The following is a 16,488-nucleotide window of genomic DNA, read 5'->3' as shown; positions in this document are numbered from 1 at the left end:
TTCAATTACATTTAACCGTCCACAATTGGTCCAGATTCGTCGTAAAGCTCTGACTCATCATATCCCTTCGCATCCCCCAACCAGGCGCTGCCGGCACACTGCCGGCGCGCAGCGTTCCGCTACCCCACCGTTGATTGATCTCGTCTAAAACCCCCATAACTTTTTCGGCGGCGAGCGGTTGTGATTGCGCGAATAGATCATCCGTAAACTCTCCGGGCTGTCGCAGGTCCATCAGCAAAACTTCAGCTTTGCTGTATCTGAAGCCCGGCCGAAACAGACGGTTGATTGCATCAGTCGCGGCCTTGGTCAGCAGCCGCACATCATTCGTAGGGTAAGGCAGTTCGACCAGCGCCCCGTTGGCGTACTTGGCTTCCTCCGGACTGAACATACCGGTTCGAATGCTGACGCGGATCTTCTTGCACAACGAATTCTGCGCTCTCAATTTTTCCGCAGCCCGGTGTACGTAGGTGGCCACCGCTTCCTTGATTGGCTCTATGGTGGTTAGTCTCTTCCCGAACATTCGGCTGCTGCAGATCTCCTGCTTGGCGGCCTCGGCTTCGGTGAGCTCCAGGCAAGACGTCCCGGTCAGTTCACGAGCAGTCTTCTCGATCACTACGCTGAACTTCTGCCTTAGCGTCCAAGGGTCGGCTTTCGCCAGGTCCATTGCTGTTCTGATCTGCATGCTTTCGAAATGGGCTTTCATTCGCCGTCCCACTCCCCACACCTCCCCGACATCTGTATTTCGCAACACCCAGTCGCGCTTAACGGGGTCGCAGATATCCACTACTCCGCCGGTATGCGCTTGCAGGCGCTTTGCTGTGTGGTTGGCGAGTTTGGCTAGGGTCTTGGTGGGCGCAATACCGACGCCAACAGGGATGCCTGTTCCTTTGTAGACGGCGGCGCGAATGGTTCGGCCGAAGGCAGTCAGGTCACCCGGAATGCCAGTGAGATCGGCGAAAGCCTCATCAATGCTGTACACCTCCACCGCCGGAACCATGGACTCGATGATTGTCATCACGCGTTCGCTCATGTCGCCATACAACGCGTAGTTGCTGCTGAAAACCTGCACGCCGTGTTGGCGCAACACGTCTTTGATTTGAAAGTACGGCGCGCCCATCTTCACGAAGGGTTTGGCGTCGTAGCTGCGGGCAATGACGCACCCATCGTTGTTGCTCAGAACGACGATGGGAGTCTTGGCTAGATCAGGGCGAAAAACTCGCTCGCAGCTTGCGTAGAAGCTGTTGCAGTCAATGAGGGCAAAGACCTGCTCACGACCTGCCATGGTCGCGCACGCTATAGGTCACTACGCCCCAAATCACCAATTCATCACCCTCCATTACATAGCGCGGCGGGTACTTGCTGTTTGCCGATAGCAGCATGACGACGTTGTCGCGGCGGTGCAGGCGCTTGCAGATGGGTTCGGCGTTGAGACCGGCAATGACGATATCGCCGTGTTCGGCATTGAGGCTGCGATTAACGATGACCAGATCGCCGCAAAATATTCCCGCGCCTTGCATGCTGTCGCCCTCGATCTTCGCTAGGTAGACGTGCGGCGCTCGGATATCGAACAGCTCGTCCAGGGAAATATGCTTTTCGATGTGGTCGGCGGCTGGGGACGGAAAACCCGCCGGTATACGGAACGAGTAAAGGGGGAGCGTTTCGCCGCCCGCCGACAACGGGCCAAGGATGGTGACACTCATGATTCGAACCTGGATGAGAAATGGACTGTAGAGACGAGGTGACCCGTCACTGCCTACTCATCGCTATTGATGTCGAGCATCGATTCCACCGCAAAAGCTAGCGCCCCATCCGCCAGCTCAAGCAAATCGCAGAGGTCATCGCTATCAATCACCTTGTTTGTGTACAGCGTGCGGGCTCCGGACAGGAGTGCTTTGTGGTGAGCGCCTGGTCGAGCGAAAAGCGCGGATCTGTCGGCGAGCATCGCCTGCCAGTGCGTCAGGTCTTTTGACGGTTTGGCAGATGTGGCGGTAATTGAGGATTTCATCGGTTCGGTTTCCCATGCGAATAATACTGTACGCATAACCAGTATATTCACAGTCTACGAATGATACCTACAAATGCCGACGAAATGCCCTACGAGCCTTAAAGAAACGACTGATGGAAAATGGTATTTTTGACAGTTTTTATAGGCAAAAAAAACCCGTTCCAGCCGAAACTGAAACGGGTTCTTCCCCACAACAACTACCGTTACTTCAGGTCGTCAAAGTGGTCTCGCAGGAACTCGTAAAAGCGAAACGCTTTAAACAATCTCCATACGAGGCTCAGCGTACGCAGCAAAAGCTTCATACGTTTTGGCCTCCAGGTTGGGGGCCAAACCTCCAGCACACTTACCGGATCACGCGTGCCTTCAGCAAATACGCCAGTATTGCCTGTGAGGCGGCCGGTTGAGACCCCTCCGAGGCATCGTTCCGGCACGGGTGCATAACCGTGTCAGAGGGCATAAATCTGTTATGCCACCAGCCAAACCTCACCGCCGCACTGGCATACGAGCGACGGCATCTTAACCTGATCCATAGGGGTTCTCTGGCAAAAGGATAAGGGGGTTTTGTAAATCGGTATTTCTGCCAGCATCATCCCTTCGGGCTATCGGCCAAAAAGCACTTTTCGGCGATTTGGTCGTGTGGCTCAAAAATCGCCTTGCGAGGATGAGCGAAGACTAATAACATGACCGCACGCCAGTATTGTCTGTGAGACGTACTTAGCCCGAGCCGCAAGCGAAGGCTTACAAAAGAACCGCCCTGCAAAGGCGGTTTTTTTTCGCCTGCCGTTTGCAGGTACGGTGTCAGCGATTTCCCGAATACGGCTTTTGAGGTACGCGATCAAGCCGGGCACAGGTTTCGAGATAATCAACTACAGCCTCTCGAAACGCTCCTCGCAGCTCCGCGACTGACGTTCCGTGAAATCCAACGAGATCTTTGATTTCTGTTATTTGGCCGACAAAAAGGCCATCTTCATCACTGTATTCAATTCGGCTCACATAGCCGTTGTATCTCATTTTGCTCACGGGGCGACTCCTGATCTCTCATGCAAAGCCTGCGCTTCACAGGCAAGTGAGTCCGCAGCTTGTTTGACATGGCGATCAGAATATCGAGTGACTCGAATCGAAGTTGTAGGCAAAATCCGCGAGTTGCGTAAGTAAGCACGACTTAGGTGCTTTTCGCAGGCAAGCGACTTGCTAGCCTTCGATTCGCCGGAATATTCTCCAGACGTCGCTGCATATCAGCGATCGGGCTTGGTAACCCGACGAGTTGCGCAACAGCGCCCCTTCACAATTGCAGGCTTAATCTAGCCCGTAGTTTGTTATGGCGGCTGTGCGTGGGACGCCCTCGGGCGTGCCGGTCTCCTTGACTCCCGGTTTACCAACCTGCGCATAGCTGCCACCCATTTCGCTTGGTAACGAAATCGGCAGCTCCCTATGTCAAGGAGCTAGACAATGCATCCTGTAAGTCCGCTACAAATCCCGCTTTATCCTCAATGTAATGCTTCTTTCTTCTTTCAATGCCTTTCCATCTATGGAGGTGACCAATGATCGAAGAAGTCGAAGAAAAAACCCGCGGTTTCACCCCCTTCATCTACTGCGGTGACAAACCGCTGTTTCAAATTTGTGCAGGCGTTCCGGTCAAGGACGCGTTGTCTCGAGCCTCTGATCTGCTGTGCCTGGTTAAATCGCTCAGCGAAGACGCGGCGTTCGCGAAAGACACTGACCGATATGCTTGGGCTGCGCATTTCCTAACGGAGATGGCAAAGGCAGTGATCGATGATGTAATAAAAGCCGTCTCACCCAGATCTAAACCAATGATTTTGCGAGCAAAATAGCGTCCGAATCTTCAGCGGTTTTGGGTAGGTGAATGGTGGTTAGGGGCGCTGAGTATTGGCGCCCCCTCCCCAAAGCCATGAAAAAACCCGACGCAGCGCCGGGTTTCCTTTGGTGATTTCATCTCAATACCATCGATCGTCGAAATCAGGTCGCTCGTACTGGCCTTTGAGGTCACGGCTTTTGGATCAGCGCCTGCGATATGCGACTTATGTACCCACGATCCGCCTCGGTCATCGTTCTATACCATGCGAGAAGATTGCGCTCTTCCTGAGTTAATTCGGACATTTCGCACTTGGTTTTTTGCGTGCGTACGTTCTCTTTTTCATCTTGATCCAAATGCCCACTACTCCATTAAGTGCATTGCAGGCGCAACGTTACTCATGAGTGTGGAAAATCAAAACCGAAATCCGTCGTAACGAATGTCCTAAATGTCGACGAGTTATTTCTTGGCACCAGAAGGATGGGTGACTTCGGCCATGGCACCTATGATGCGATGCACAGCTTTTTGGTCATAATCGGACAGGCTCCGGAACTGCTGAAGCATCTGATCCTCAGTAGCATTGAGGCCACGGGCGGAAGCCGGCATACGTCCCCCGGTCAGGACATAAAGCACGTCTACGCCTGCCTTGGCCACCGCTGTGAGATAGGCGGAATCAGGGTTGCGCTCCCCCTTTTCATAGCTGCCTTGAGTATTACGCGTGATGCCGCCCTGCTGTGCAAAGGCATCCTGGTTGAGGCCTAAGCGCGTCCTTTCCTCGCGCAAACGCTCACCCACTCCAACATCCAAGTTTTCCGGAGATGCACAACTTTTCAAGCTTTCACCCTTTACAGGCCCAACTATTTGGGCATAATGAAATCAAACCAACACGAATGCACACGAATGGACACTATGCCCGCCCCACTCACAACCGAGCAAGCCCGAGCGGAACTGGATCGAAGGGGCATCAGTCTCGCTGAGTTTTGCCGCCGCAATGATCTCAACAGCAATTTGGTCAGTGACTTGCTCAACGGCCGCAAGAAAGGGCTTCGCGGCAAAGCACACAACGCCGCGGTGTTGCTGGGTATCAAACTCGGCACGATCAGCGCCGGAGACTGAGCTACTTCATCGTTCATTAACGCAAGGATGCCGCCATTGAGCACTTACAAACTCGTTTGCCCCCATTGTCATTCCCGGATGCGAATACGCACCAGTGAAGGCACTCATATCTTTCTGCGCGTCGCTTATCTGCAATGCCTCAACGAAGCCTGCGGCTGGTCCGTACGGGCTGAATTTGAGATGACGCATGAGATGAGCCCGAGTGGCATGGCGAACCCTGCCGTGCAACTCCCCTTGGCATGTGTGGCATTGCGTCGAGCAGCCATGCAGCCCGATGACCATCAGATGTCGTTGATTCCGCCTCAAGGAATGGAGGCCGCACAATGAACGCCATCCATTTTGCCCCCGACTATCGCACCTGCATGCAGGACGCGGCTCACGCTTACCTGTTGCGGCATCGCGCGGAATACTTGGCTGATTCAGATCGTTTGTTCAGTAGCGCTGAGCGCCATTTGATCGTTGGCCTGGAAGTACCCGCCAGTCTTGCCGCGAAGCTGGTGCATTTGGCCTGGACTGACATGCAATGCACCAAGCATTCAGTTAGCACAGTCGGCGTCGGCAATACGCTCTAAGCACCCACCCTTTTAAACAAACGGCATTCCCGCTCTGAGGGATGACGGATGCGCTTGCCTAAAATTCGAGGTTTTCATGGAAGATAACGTCAGCATCAACTGCAACCTGACTCGCGTTGAAACAGAACTCCTGCTCGACGCCATACGCTCCCAATACGCCGAGCAGTTCCAGACACACTGGTACGAAGAGCGTTTCAGTTCGATCCCGATTGACCTGCGCCACGATGCGTTGCTTGCGGCAATCCCGATGATGTCGGGTCTGCGACATTTGATTGTGGCGCTCTCCCACGGGCTCGGGAGGAAGTTTCACCGGTGAGCGCGTTTGCCAGCAACCTGCATGCTGACGTGTTGCTGCGTCTCAAGGATGACTATGGGCTCCAGCGCCGCTTGAGCACCGATTATCTGCGAGGCGGCAAATGTCCCGCGTGTGGAAAAAAGGAACTCTACACGCGCTATTCAGAGCCTTGGCTGCTCATCTGCGGACGAGAAAGCAAATGCGCGCAGCGGTGGCACCTCAAGGATATCTACGAAGACCTGTTCGATGATTGGAGCAAGCGTGCGCCCTCCTCTGAGCAATTTCCCATGGCGACCGCTCGGGCTTACCTTGAGTTTGCCCGAGGCTTTCGGTTTGAACTGATTCAGGGGTGGTTCTCTCAGGAAACGTATTTCTCTGAGGCGTTAAACGCCGGCAGCGCCACGGTGCGGTTCACGCTGGAAAAGGGAGGTTACTGGGAGCGCCTGATCGATCGACCGCATCGCTTCGGCAAGATGAAAGCGCGCTTTAAGCCCGGTGACAGTCCGCGTGGTGTCTGGTGGTGCCCGCCCTCTATCGAGCTGCTGGAGGTCAAAGAGCTGTGGATTGTCGAGGGTATTTTCGACGCGATCGCTCTGGTGCATAACGGCATTGCGGCAGCGTCCGCGATGTCGTCCAACGCTTTCCCTGAGGACTCATTAAAGGAACTCTCACGCCTGCGCGGCGGCAAGCTGCCCAAGCTGGTGTGGGCACTAGACAACGAATCGGGCGCGCACAAGTACACCAAGCGCTGGGTGCGCCAGGCTCGAGCCTTAGGTTACGAATGCGAGGCAGCGCAGATCCCGCAGACGGACAGCCGCAAGGTCGACTGGAACGATCTGCATCAGCGCTGGGCTTTCATCGATGACGAAAACCAGCGCGCCGAGCAGATCAAAAAAGACGTGGCCATCGCCCGCTATCACGGCGCCTTACTGATCGCGGAAAGCGCATCAGAGAAAGGCGTTTTGATGTACGACTGGCGTGAGCGCCATGAATTTCACTTCGGTTTCGACAGCCGTTTGTACTGGTTCAGGATGGATCTGGAGAAGTTCAGCCGGGCGATGCATGCGCTGGAAACTTCTGACCTTCACGAAGACCAGCTACTCAGCGAAGGTCAGCGCCGGCAAAAAGCACTGCGTCAGTGTGGCGGTGTTGTCGAGATTGCCAACTGCTACCCACAGGCCCTGTATTTTCAGCGCAACGAAGTGACCGACGAATCCTGGTACTACTTTCGTGTCGACTTCCCCCACGACAGTGGCAGTGTCAAAAACACTTTCACCGGTGGTCAGGTCGCCGCCGCCAGTGAGTTCAAAAAACGTTTGCTAGGGATGGCTGCCGGCGCGGTGTTCACCGGTAGTAGCAAGCAGCTCGACAAGATCATGAAGGATCAGTTGTTCGGTTTGAAGACCGTCGAAACGATCGACTTCGTCGGCTACAGCAAGCAGCACAGTTGCTACGTGTTCGGCGATCTCGCAGTGCGCAGCGGCATCGTCAGCCTGGTGAATAAGGAAGACTTTTTCGAGTTCGGCAAGCTGCGACTCAAGACACTGCAGAAGTCGATCACCATGCACATTCAGCGCGATGGGAAGCAGTACCGCACTGACTGGTTGCCGATGTTGTGGTTGTGCTTTGGTGCCAAGGGCATTGTCGCCCTCGCCTTCTGGTTTGGCTCGCTCTTCGCCGAGCAGATCCGAGCGAAGTACAAGTCGTTTCCGTTCCTTGAGGTCACCGGTGAGGCCGGCGCAGGCAAAACCACGCTGCTGACTTTTTTGTGGAAGCTGCTCGGCCGCGAGCATGAGGGTTTTGATCCTTCAAAATCGACCCGGGCCGGACGTCAGCGGGCGATGGGTCAAGTTTCCAATATGCCGGTGGTGCTGATAGAGGGCGATCGGAATGAACCAGACAAAGCCCACGCCAAAGGTTTCGATTGGGACGAGCTGAAGGACTATTACGGCGGCGGCACGCTTGGCACCAAGGGCATGAAAACTAGCGGAAACGAGACCTATGAGCCGCCGTTTCGCGGTGCGATCGCTATCAGTCAAAACGCCGATGTCAGTGCCTCGGAAGCGATCCTGACGCGGATTATCAAATCGCATTTTGCGCGCCCCGCACTCACCACTGAGAGCCGCGCGGCCGCTGACAATTTGAACCTGATCCCGGTTGAGCAGTTGAGTCATTTTTTGCTGCTGGCTGTGCGTGCAGAGACCCAAGTGATGACTCGGTTCGCCGAGCGCGTGCTTGTTCATGAACGGCAGTTACGCGAACTCAAAGACATTCGCGTTGAACGGATTATCAAGAACCACAGCCAGTTGATGGCACTGGTGGATTGCCTGTGCCTGGTGTGCCCGCTCGATGAAAACCAGGTTGCCACGACACAAGGAGCGCTGATGAGCATGGCGCTGGAGCGACAAGCCGCGATCAGCGCTGACCACCCGCTGGTTGCCGAGTTTTGGGAGGTATTCGAATACCTCGAAAGTCTCGGCGAAGGCCCGCAGGTCAATCACAGCATCGACCCGAAACTGATCGCCATCAATCTCAACGAGTTCGCCGAGATGGCCAGCGTGCATCGACAGAACCTGGGCGACCTCAAGACATTGCGCGGGCTGTTGGTGAATAGTCGCAGCCGTAAATGGCAGGAAACCAACAAGCCGATTTATAGCGCGGTGCGTGCTGCGCAAGCCGTCAGCCATGCCACGCCCAAGAAGACCACGACGGTGCGCTGCTGGATTTTTCAGCGCGCCTAACCCCCCTGCAATCAAAGGATCACCCGGTGCGACAGCGCTGGGATGCGCTCAATGGAGAAACACAATGCAGACAATGGATTTATGGCTCTCGCCCGCCTCAATGGTGAAGCGACATTTCAGCTTACACACCTGCTCTTTCGACGTTGTTGGGAGGGGGTTATGAAGAGGAAAAAAGCGTTCCCTTGGAGTCTGGATTTGAACGGTGTTTGTGATCAGTGCGGAAAGTCACGGGCGCATGGTGACCATCAGCAGTGCAGCAAGACGCGGCAGTTGGCGGCGGCACAGCGTCGAGTTGAGGAGGCCCGGACAGGAAAACCCTCGACTCGGAGACGGAGCGCTGGGTTGTTTTGGTTGTTGCGTCAGGACTGAGATCAGCACACACAGCATAGGAGGTGCATATGGCAGATGGCGTAGAGGCCCGAGGGAATTCCGTGCGGGTCTACTTTCGTTTCAATGGCGAGCTCTGCCGGGAGCGCATCCCGGGAGGCAACACAGCGGCCAACCGGGAGCATGCAGCGCGCCTGGTGAACATCATCGAATACGAGATCCTGGCTGGAACGTTCGATTACAGCCGGCACTTTCCCGACTCAGGCAAGCTGGTAGAAAACACTTTCGGCCATTACCTGGATCTGTGGCTAAAGATCAAAAGCAACAGCGTTGCCGCAACGTCTTACCGAGGTTACTCCAACAAGGCTGAGGTACATGTGCGACCGCGCTGGGGCAAGGTTCAGATCGACCAGATCGATCATCTGGACCTGCAGGAGTGGGTACAGGACACGCTTTCGAAACGACTCAAGAACAAGACCATTCGCGACATCATCTGCAATGTGCGGCAGGTGTTTCGGCTGTATCGCACCCGGAAAAAGGTCGCGCACGATCCTACTGAGGGTTTGTTCGTGCGCCTGCCGGATCCTGAGGCGCCAGATCCGTTCACCCGAGCGGAGATCAAGCAGATCCTGGAAACGCCAACGTCACGCACTCAAGAGGTGTTGATGGTGCAGTTCATGATTTGGGCAGGGCCGCGGGTTTCAGAAACGATAGCGCTGGCATGGGAGGATGTCGATCTAGAGCAAGGGACGGTGACGTTCCGCCGATCGAAGGTGCGCGGGGCTTATCGGGTGACGAAGACTCGACGGTCAACGCGGCGGGTCCGGCTGTTGGCGCCGGCTTGGGATGCGCTGCGCAGGATTGATGCGATCAACAAAGTGAAAAGAGCCGAGACGGTCGAAATTGTTGAGCGGGATAACAAGACGGTTCGCAAGCACACGCTGCGCTTTGTTTTTGTGAACAGCAAAAGTGGGTTGCCGCACGTGAGTGATTTTGTGGTGCGAGATCGGTTTTTTAAGGCGCATCTGAATGCGGCTGGGGTGCGGTATCGGGGGCCGGGGCAGTGTCGGCATACGTATGCCAGTCAGTTACTGACGACGGGGGTGGCTTCAATTGACTGGATCGCGGAGCAGATGGGGCATACGAATGGGAATATGATTCGGCAGCATTATGGGACTTGGATTAATGAGGATGGGCCGGATGTTGTGGGGATTTTGGAGATTGCTTTAAAGCTTTAGCCATCAAGGAAGACGACTACTGAATTCGCTCCCAAATTTTTGATTCATGAGTGTCTGCGCCTTTCCAAAGACGGAGGAGAAGGCGCTTACACGGTACACCATCAATCAAACTGATCGAGGCTACTATCGACAGAAATAATCTCAAACGCTCCGAAAGCTTTAGTTCCAACTTGAGGAGTGCTTACAACTCTCATCGAAATCGACATACCTTGCCCTGGAATTTCATGATCTGTTCTGTGACTTCCGCTAGCGGACATATCAATCTCCGCAGAAATATCACCATCAGATTTTATATTTGAAATACCTTCGAACTCGATCTCATCAAATATAGTGTCTGACTCAGCCATTGTGCCAGACAGCTCCTCCATCTGCAGTATAGAATATTGATGTTCTTCAAAAAACTCTTCCCAGACCTCTCCCAAATCATTTACCCTTAAAAGCCTATAAGGAAGCTTATCAAAAATCGACTGAAGGTGATCAAACAGCAACTCGGTAGTAAAATCTGGATTTTCAGACTGCTCACTTACAACAACTTTTTCGAGATTCTGAGCAAGTTCCTCTGGCTTATAAAAAACGTACTTTACCTCTGAAAGTGTTTTATTATTGAATTTTTCGTCTTCCAGCAATTCTAGAAAATTATCATACCCAAAAATCGTCGCCACAATCCGGCCATTAGCATCAAGCGAGATTCTTATACCATCCTCATTTAAGCTCTCCTCTACCAATAACATGAACGCAAAGGCCGATGGAAACTGCTGCGACGCCAAAGTAGATCGCAACTTTGCAGTCGCCACATTAAACTTCTCTCTTTCAAGATCCGCCTGCCGCTGCTTGCTCTCTTCCTCTAACTGAATAACACTAGCTTTACTAGTTGCAGCAAGAGCATTGGCAGTCGCCTCTTCGGCATTTTTTTGGGTCAAGACAGTTTGCAGCTTCAGGAGCTCCAACTCTTCTTTAGACTTATCTATATCATACTGGACAATTTGTTCTAAAAACTGCTTATCTGGATTCGACCTCAACCTCGCCTTATTTAAATCCTCCTGCTGCTTAACCTTATCCAACTCAACATTTACTGCCTGCTGATGCAACCGATCATTAACAGTTTTTTGCAAATGCTTGAAGAACAGCGACACCCAAGGAAATACGAAAAGATAAAATGCCGCAAACACCACAGGCAAAACTACAATCGAGTTAAGCGCTAACCACGGGCTTTTTGTTAGATAGTCATGAAAGAAGGCTATACGTTCAGAGGCGCTGCCTTCCCCCCATATCAAGGTGGCTAAACCACTCCAATTACAAACAATCCAAGACCCTATAAACGCACCAATAAAGGGATCATCTATCTTCGTCTTAGCATTTCCAGAAATCGAAGCCCATATATCGTCAAGCATCTTCATGCAGCGCTCTTCCTTGTTCAAAATTGACCTAGTGCGTCACACGCCTGACATGGTCTCGCGCTGACGATACCGCCGCACAAAAATGCCCTATCACAAACCACACATCATAGCCTGAGGAAATCGAAGCGGCATGCACCGCTCTCACCGGAAAATTCCCTAGGCATTCCCATATCACCATTTTCCAGACACCAAAAACCACAAACCCCCGACTTTCTCTAGGAAAATCAGGGGTTCGTGTTTACTAAATGTGGCGGTGAAGGAGAGATTCGATTCAAACGACCACCAACTTCACAAAATCCCGTACTTCAAGGGATGCAGACGGAATAGTAGTACAATCAAGTGGTACAATTTACACCAAATCTCCCTCCAACGGTAGTCACATGCCCGACAATCTTATCCAGAAGAAAGGTGAATCCACTTGGTACGTCCGGATGGCTGTCCCGGTTGATGTCCAGCATAAGCTGGGTGTCAAAGTGTTGATCCAATCGCTGAAAACGGGGCTCCGTAAGGAGGCCATGGATGCCCGCCTACCAATCCTTGCAGGGTGGAAGGCTCGCATTAAGATGGCACGTGACGGTATACCACTACCCGAGGGCTGGCAGGACGAGATCAGATTGCTTGACACCAATCTTGGACAGATTTTCAAGAACCAAAAGCTTGCGCTAGTCGGAGCTGCCGATTCAGCGCTGCCTCCACTAAATCAAACTATCGAAGCACGTATGAAAAGCAGTCCGAAATTCGTGTCAGCCTTTGAGTCTTACGTGCGAGAACATCTAAAAGAGGGACTGGCAGGCAAGGTTCGATTGTTGGATGACATGAGCAAGACATTTCAATCGATGATCCCACAAATACTTGGCCGCCAATTCAACCTACCTGATGCCCAACTCGAAGAAGTAACCAAGCTGCTTTTGGACCCTTCGAATCATAAAATTAGGTCGCCCATCACCACAGCACGAATGAAAGCCTTCCGCGAGTTCAGGGAGGCGCGCAGCACGAACACAAAACACATCGATCAGCAAGTTAGCCGGATGGAGCGGCTATCCAAATTTCTCAACGAAAAAGGACTGCCGCTCAACTTCGACGCAGTGGATGAATGGCTGAAATCAATGAATCGGTCGCCAGCCACGTTAGGTCAGCATCTCATGGCAGGCACTGCGCTCTGGAATTGGGCAATGAAATACGATGCCGTGTGGCGAGAAGAGTACAAGGACAAGATCAACCCCTTCACGGGGCACGATCTCCCACAGGGTGGGGGCTCTGAAACAGCCGGGCAGGATCGAGAAATCTACACACGCGATGACGCTCTGAAGCTGCGACAAGCAGCATTGGCCAACAAAGATCAGCCACTTTCGGACCTCATCATGTTCGGCTGGTACACCGGGGCCAGAATCGAAGAGTTATGTCGCCTCAGCAAAAACAGCGTAATTACCGTTGATGGAATCCGGTGCTTCGATTTCCCAAAGAGCAAGAGCAAGGCAAGCAAGCGTGTGGTGCCAATTCATTCGAATTTGTTGCCCATCGTTGATCGCCTCTGCAAAGACAGCATCGACAACTTCCTAATCCCCACAGAATCAAGCGACAAGTACGACAAACGTTCACACGCAATCTCAAAGGCATTCGGCAGACTGCGTACAGCAGCAGGATTTAGCAAGCTCCACGTATTCCACAGCTTCCGCCATACCGTCATCACCGAGTTGATTCGGGGGGACGTACCAGAGCATCTGGCGAAAGAGTTGGTAGGACATGAAACGGGGTCAGTAATGCACGATGTTTATTCGAAAGGTTCGAGTACGGCACAGAAGCTAGCCGCAATATCCAAACTTACGGCACTTGACAAATAACCACTCCAGCACATGAAGTAACCCTGAGAAATACCTGCGCCCCCTCCATGAAAAGCTTATACAAGGTGTTGAGTGCTTTTATGCGTAACAGACAAAGGAAATAGAACAATGAGAACGGAACAACATGTTTTTCAAGACCTTCAAATCTTGTGTGGCTCACCAGGGTATGTTCACGTTATTGCATATTTCTGCTGGCGCGACAACACGATAAGTTTTGATGATTCGCTTCTATTAGAAGATGTATTGAAGTTACATACAGCCGAGCGGTTGATCAGAACGGAAATGTCGACTTTGATCGGACTGATGATAAAGTCTGAAATCACGTGCAAGCTTCCAAGCCCCGACGCTATGCAGTTGATGATCGACAAAACAGAAACTCTGTTAAACGAACTTCATGAATTCATGATAAAAGACATGACAATGGGGCGCGACAACATTAGCTTGTCGAAGAAACCGGAACGATTGGGCATTGCTTGGCGGGAACCGATTTTTTATGGAGGGGAGTCAGCATATGCTTCTCAATACCGTGATCTAGGGGGAAAGAGGTATGCCGCTGACAATTCATGGATTTATGACAATAAAGGTTTTACCGTAAAAGAAGCAGTTAGTGTTTTTACCGCAATTTCGGAATTCCAAAACCATAAAATTGCAAAGTGGATGGATGGACTTGAAAATACCGACCCTGATGAGTTGACAGCCCTGCCATGCTTTATGGTTGAACTTTTGGATTTATCTAAATTCGCATCGATACCTGTTAGCGTCATACAATCTGTTTTTTCAGCATTTGCATCAGAAAGTTTCCCTACCAACTTAGCTTTTAAAGCCGTGGGTGACTTCAATGCATTTAATGCCAAACCAATATTAAAAGTTGATGACGAAAAATATCTCGTCTTCATGCTGTACTCAGTGTATGAATCTTTCTATGAGTCTCCTTTTTTCTGGTTTCTTGAAGATCAAAAATACAAAAAGATTGCCGACAAAAACAGAGGGGATTTTACAGAGAATTTCGCTGCTGAAAGGCTGGCTCTAGTTTTTGGTACCGATAAGGTCCACCTCAACGTTAACGTATTTCGTGGCACTACCTTAATTGGGGAAATTGACGTTTTGGTGGTGTATGCCGATAGAGTTATTATAATTCAAGCCAAAGCAAAAAAATTAACCATAGATGCTCGCAAAGGTAATGACAATCGCCTACGAAGTGATTTTAAAGCAGCTATCCAAGATGCATATGACCAAGGCGAACTGTGTGCGAAAGCATTGCTTGACGCATCTTGCCATTTACAAGGAGCGGATCGAAAAAAACTGACCCTTCGGGGTAGTATTTCGAAGATCCATATATGCACCCTGCTGGCTGAAAACTATCCCGCTTTGGCATACCAAACTCGCGACTTTTTGAAGTATAAGACTACAGAAATCATCGATCACCCTTTTGTGATGGATGTGTTTCTTTTGGATGTGCTATGTGAAATGCTTCAGACGCCCCTGCGGTTCATGGACTATTTAGAACGCAGAGCAAAGATCAACAACAGGATAATGGCGACTCATGAATTAACAGTGCTTTCATATCATCTTACGAACAATCTTTTTGTGGATGACAAGGCTGACCTTTTACAACTTGGGGACGATGTATCAGCAGATTTGGAAAGCGCAATTTTAACTCGCCGTGAAGGGTTACCGGGAACGGCAACACCCCCTGGGGTTATGACGCATTTTAAAGACACCACGTGGGGCAATCTTATTTCCTCCATAGAATCAGACGGAACAGTTGATGGATTAGACCTTGGCTGCATGCTTCTTGATATGGGGCATGACATTATTGTTCATTTCAATAGTGCAGTTAAAGAAGTATGCAAGGCATCTAGGCAGGATCGCATGCATCACGATGCTGTAATGGCATATCGAGGAGGTGGCGTCACTATTCACTGCAACGAAGAATCAGATGATAGTGCGCGTAAAAAACTTGAATACTTCTGTCTGCGCCGGAAGTATCAGCAGCGTGCAAAAAAATGGTTCGGCATTTGTTTCGCCCCTGATGGTTTGACAGTGCGTTTCTTTCTGACATTTAATTTTGCATGGGAGTATTCCTCCTTAATGGAATCGAATCCTATCCCCCTGAAAAAAGGTACGAGGACGGGCAGAATTGGTGATTTCAAATTCGATTTAAAGAAGATTGGACGCAATGAATCTTGCCCCTGCGGCAGTCGGAAAAAGTTCAAAAACTGTTGTATTGATACATGGGGGCGCTGAGATAGGTGAGTTATTATCCATCGAGAACAAATTTCAGGCGTCCTGTAGAAAAGTAAAAGGTACTTGTACCCACTAGCAGCTACCAGTGATAAATGGTACCGCCTGAATTCAACCTCCCCCGGCATGGGGGGGGGTTAGGTTCCACGTTTGATTCGGTAGACTGTTGCAACGCCAACTCCTGCGAGTTTCGCAATATCTTCCGCTGACATTGTTGGGTGTTTAGACATTAGCATTTGTACTTTTGCCCACTTTTCGACATTTCTCCCCTTTCCTTTTGGTGCCCAATGCGGGTCCGCTAGACGCTTGTTTTCCAATCCTTGTTTGATCCGTTCAACTCGCTTTTCTTGGTCAAGGCGAGCCATCGTCGCCATGAGGTCCAACAGCATGCTGTTGATTACTTCCATGATCTGACCGGTCATGCCCTTGTCTTCGATCAACATGTGAGTGGTAGGTAAATCTGCGATCACAAGGCGTAAGCCCTTTGCTTTGATCTTGGCTTTCAGTGTTTCCCAATCGAATTGTGATAGACGGCTCAAGCGGTCAACACTTTCACACACGACGCATTCACCGGGTTGGGCGGCTTCCAGCAATCGCATTAATTCTGGGCGGTCTAGCCTTGTTCCGCTGATGTTTTCGGAGTACACGTCAGCAATGACAAGGCCTTTGCTGGTTACGAACGCATCCAAGCTAGCTTTAGCTCTTAGTGCGTCTTGGTCCTTGGTACTAGCCCGAAGGTACAAATGTGCTTTCAATTTTCATTATCCTTTAAAGTAAAATTTGATAGACATATGATAATTTGATCATATATCTATCTGCAATAGATTTTTGATAGATAGAAATCGAACGTTATCGAACTACCAGAAAAGTAGACTCTTTTGATAGCGATAGAAGCTGAT

16 protein-coding genes and 1 pseudogene are annotated in these 16,488 nt (G+C 51.2%); 10 read left to right on the top strand and 7 right to left on the bottom strand.

Going from position 1 to position 16,488, the window contains the following annotated elements:
• Window position 1 precedes the first annotated feature (1 nt).
• The 3 genes from AC3Y64_RS08955 to AC3Y64_RS08945 are packed head-to-tail and all read right to left on the bottom strand — an operon-like array spanning window position 2 to window position 2,005.
• On the bottom strand, window positions 2-1,282 hold the full coding sequence (locus AC3Y64_RS08955) for a Y-family DNA polymerase (RefSeq protein ID WP_489987152.1): 1,281 nt from the start codon (window positions 1,280-1,282) through the stop codon (window positions 2-4).
• On the bottom strand, window positions 1,269-1,700 hold the full coding sequence (locus AC3Y64_RS08950; protein ID WP_225138110.1) for a LexA family protein: 432 nt from the start codon (window positions 1,698-1,700) through the stop codon (window positions 1,269-1,271). The genes AC3Y64_RS08955 and AC3Y64_RS08950 overlap by 14 nt, the downstream gene beginning before the upstream one ends.
• Window positions 1,701-1,753: 53 nt before the next feature.
• A complete protein-coding gene (locus AC3Y64_RS08945) occupies window positions 1,754-2,005 on the bottom strand; it encodes a hypothetical protein (protein ID WP_489987151.1) in 252 nt (83 codons plus the stop codon).
• Between the two features lie 113 nt (window positions 2,006-2,118).
• Here AC3Y64_RS08945 and AC3Y64_RS08940 point away from each other — a divergent pair, with 113 nt between their 5' ends.
• Window positions 2,119-2,409, top strand: a complete 291-nt coding sequence (locus tag AC3Y64_RS08940; protein ID WP_489987150.1) for a hypothetical protein — start codon at window positions 2,119-2,121, stop codon at window positions 2,407-2,409.
• A gap of 403 nt (window positions 2,410-2,812) precedes the next feature.
• Here the strand turns inward: AC3Y64_RS08940 and AC3Y64_RS08935 are convergent.
• Window positions 2,813-3,016: pseudogene (locus tag AC3Y64_RS08935) on the bottom strand (type II toxin-antitoxin system HicB family antitoxin); the annotation flags it as partial.
• 530 nt (window positions 3,017-3,546) lie between these two features.
• Here AC3Y64_RS08935 and AC3Y64_RS08930 point away from each other — a divergent pair.
• On the top strand, window positions 3,547-3,837 hold the full coding sequence (locus AC3Y64_RS08930) for a DUF3077 domain-containing protein (RefSeq protein ID WP_489987149.1): 291 nt from the start codon (window positions 3,547-3,549) through the stop codon (window positions 3,835-3,837).
• Between the two features lie 440 nt (window positions 3,838-4,277).
• Here AC3Y64_RS08930 and AC3Y64_RS08925 read toward each other — a convergent pair whose 3' ends face one another.
• Window positions 4,278-4,613: a helix-turn-helix domain-containing protein gene (locus tag AC3Y64_RS08925; protein ID WP_489987148.1), complete on the bottom strand. Its 336-nt coding sequence runs from the start codon at window positions 4,611-4,613 to the stop codon at window positions 4,278-4,280.
• Between the two features lie 114 nt (window positions 4,614-4,727).
• Here AC3Y64_RS08925 and AC3Y64_RS08920 point away from each other — a divergent pair, with 114 nt between their 5' ends.
• The 6 genes from AC3Y64_RS08920 to AC3Y64_RS08895 all read left to right on the top strand — a co-directional run bounded on the left by AC3Y64_RS08920 (window position 4,728) and on the right by AC3Y64_RS08895 (window position 10,107).
• Window positions 4,728-4,934 carry a DNA-binding protein gene (locus AC3Y64_RS08920; RefSeq protein WP_024012248.1) on the top strand — a complete coding sequence of 69 codons (207 nt, stop codon included), beginning with the start codon at window positions 4,728-4,730 and terminating at the stop codon, window positions 4,932-4,934.
• Between the two features lie 36 nt (window positions 4,935-4,970).
• A complete protein-coding gene (locus AC3Y64_RS08915) occupies window positions 4,971-5,261 on the top strand; it encodes an Ogr/Delta-like zinc finger protein (protein WP_489987147.1) in 291 nt (96 codons plus the stop codon).
• Window positions 5,258-5,506 carry a hypothetical protein gene (locus AC3Y64_RS08910; RefSeq protein ID WP_489987146.1) on the top strand — a complete coding sequence of 83 codons (249 nt, stop codon included), beginning with the start codon at window positions 5,258-5,260 and terminating at the stop codon, window positions 5,504-5,506. The genes AC3Y64_RS08915 and AC3Y64_RS08910 overlap by 4 nt, the downstream gene beginning before the upstream one ends.
• A 76-nt stretch (window positions 5,507-5,582) precedes the next feature.
• Complete coding sequence (locus tag AC3Y64_RS08905; protein WP_489987145.1) at window positions 5,583-5,822, top strand: hypothetical protein; 240 nt, start codon at window positions 5,583-5,585, stop codon at window positions 5,820-5,822.
• Between the two features lie 29 nt (window positions 5,823-5,851).
• On the top strand, window positions 5,852-8,542 hold the full coding sequence (locus AC3Y64_RS08900) for a toprim domain-containing protein (RefSeq protein WP_489987144.1): 2,691 nt from the start codon (window positions 5,852-5,854) through the stop codon (window positions 8,540-8,542).
• A 398-nt stretch (window positions 8,543-8,940) separates the two neighbouring features.
• Window positions 8,941-10,107, top strand: coding sequence for an Arm DNA-binding domain-containing protein (locus tag AC3Y64_RS08895; protein WP_489987143.1), 1,167 nt, complete (start codon window positions 8,941-8,943; stop codon window positions 10,105-10,107).
• Between the two features lie 101 nt (window positions 10,108-10,208).
• Here AC3Y64_RS08895 and AC3Y64_RS08890 read toward each other — a convergent pair whose 3' ends face one another.
• Entirely contained in the window at window positions 10,209-11,504 is a 1,296-nt protein-coding gene (locus AC3Y64_RS08890; RefSeq protein WP_489987142.1) for a hypothetical protein, read from the bottom strand.
• 380 nt (window positions 11,505-11,884) lie between these two features.
• On the opposite strand from AC3Y64_RS08890, the gene AC3Y64_RS08885 reads away from it, so the two are divergent.
• Window positions 11,885-13,345: a tyrosine-type recombinase/integrase gene (locus AC3Y64_RS08885; protein ID WP_489987141.1), complete on the top strand. Its 1,461-nt coding sequence runs from the start codon at window positions 11,885-11,887 to the stop codon at window positions 13,343-13,345.
• Between the two features lie 108 nt (window positions 13,346-13,453).
• Window positions 13,454-15,592: an SEC-C metal-binding domain-containing protein gene (locus tag AC3Y64_RS08880; RefSeq protein WP_489987140.1), complete on the top strand. Its 2,139-nt coding sequence runs from the start codon at window positions 13,454-13,456 to the stop codon at window positions 15,590-15,592.
• Between the two features lie 134 nt (window positions 15,593-15,726).
• Here AC3Y64_RS08880 and AC3Y64_RS08875 read toward each other — a convergent pair whose 3' ends face one another.
• A complete protein-coding gene (locus AC3Y64_RS08875) occupies window positions 15,727-16,344 on the bottom strand; it encodes a recombinase family protein (protein WP_258711275.1) in 618 nt (205 codons plus the stop codon).
• Window positions 16,345-16,488: the final 144 nt, after the last annotated feature.

It is taken from the genome of Pseudomonas sp. 4CAES_32.4 (genome assembly GCF_058136335.1).
Note: the sequence above shows the minus strand (reverse complement) of the source record. Positions and strands in the feature narration are given on the sequence as shown.

What these genes read in the sequence shown, in the direction of transcription:
- AC3Y64_RS08895 (WP_489987143.1), top strand. Translation starts at nt 8,941, where the DNA reads ATGGCAGATGGCGTAGAGGCCCGAGGGAATTCCGTGCGGGTCTACTTT.
- AC3Y64_RS08885 (WP_489987141.1), top strand. Translation starts at nt 11,885, where the DNA reads ATGCCCGACAATCTTATCCAGAAGAAAGGTGAATCCACTTGGTACGTC.
- AC3Y64_RS08940 (WP_489987150.1), top strand. Translation starts at nt 2,119, where the DNA reads ATGGAAAATGGTATTTTTGACAGTTTTTATAGGCAAAAAAAACCCGTT.
- AC3Y64_RS08890 (WP_489987142.1), bottom strand. Translation starts at nt 11,504, where the DNA reads ATGAAGATGCTTGACGATATATGGGCTTCGATTTCTGGAAATGCTAAG.
- AC3Y64_RS08910 (WP_489987146.1), top strand. Translation starts at nt 5,258, where the DNA reads ATGAACGCCATCCATTTTGCCCCCGACTATCGCACCTGCATGCAGGAC.
- AC3Y64_RS08920 (WP_024012248.1), top strand. Translation starts at nt 4,728, where the DNA reads ATGCCCGCCCCACTCACAACCGAGCAAGCCCGAGCGGAACTGGATCGA.
- AC3Y64_RS08945 (WP_489987151.1), bottom strand. Translation starts at nt 2,005, where the DNA reads ATGAAATCCTCAATTACCGCCACATCTGCCAAACCGTCAAAAGACCTG.
- AC3Y64_RS08930 (WP_489987149.1), top strand. Translation starts at nt 3,547, where the DNA reads ATGATCGAAGAAGTCGAAGAAAAAACCCGCGGTTTCACCCCCTTCATC.
- AC3Y64_RS08880 (WP_489987140.1), top strand. Translation starts at nt 13,454, where the DNA reads ATGAGAACGGAACAACATGTTTTTCAAGACCTTCAAATCTTGTGTGGC.
- AC3Y64_RS08955 (WP_489987152.1), bottom strand. Translation starts at nt 1,282, where the DNA reads ATGGCAGGTCGTGAGCAGGTCTTTGCCCTCATTGACTGCAACAGCTTC.
- AC3Y64_RS08905 (WP_489987145.1), top strand. Translation starts at nt 5,583, where the DNA reads ATGGAAGATAACGTCAGCATCAACTGCAACCTGACTCGCGTTGAAACA.
- AC3Y64_RS08950 (WP_225138110.1), bottom strand. Translation starts at nt 1,700, where the DNA reads ATGAGTGTCACCATCCTTGGCCCGTTGTCGGCGGGCGGCGAAACGCTC.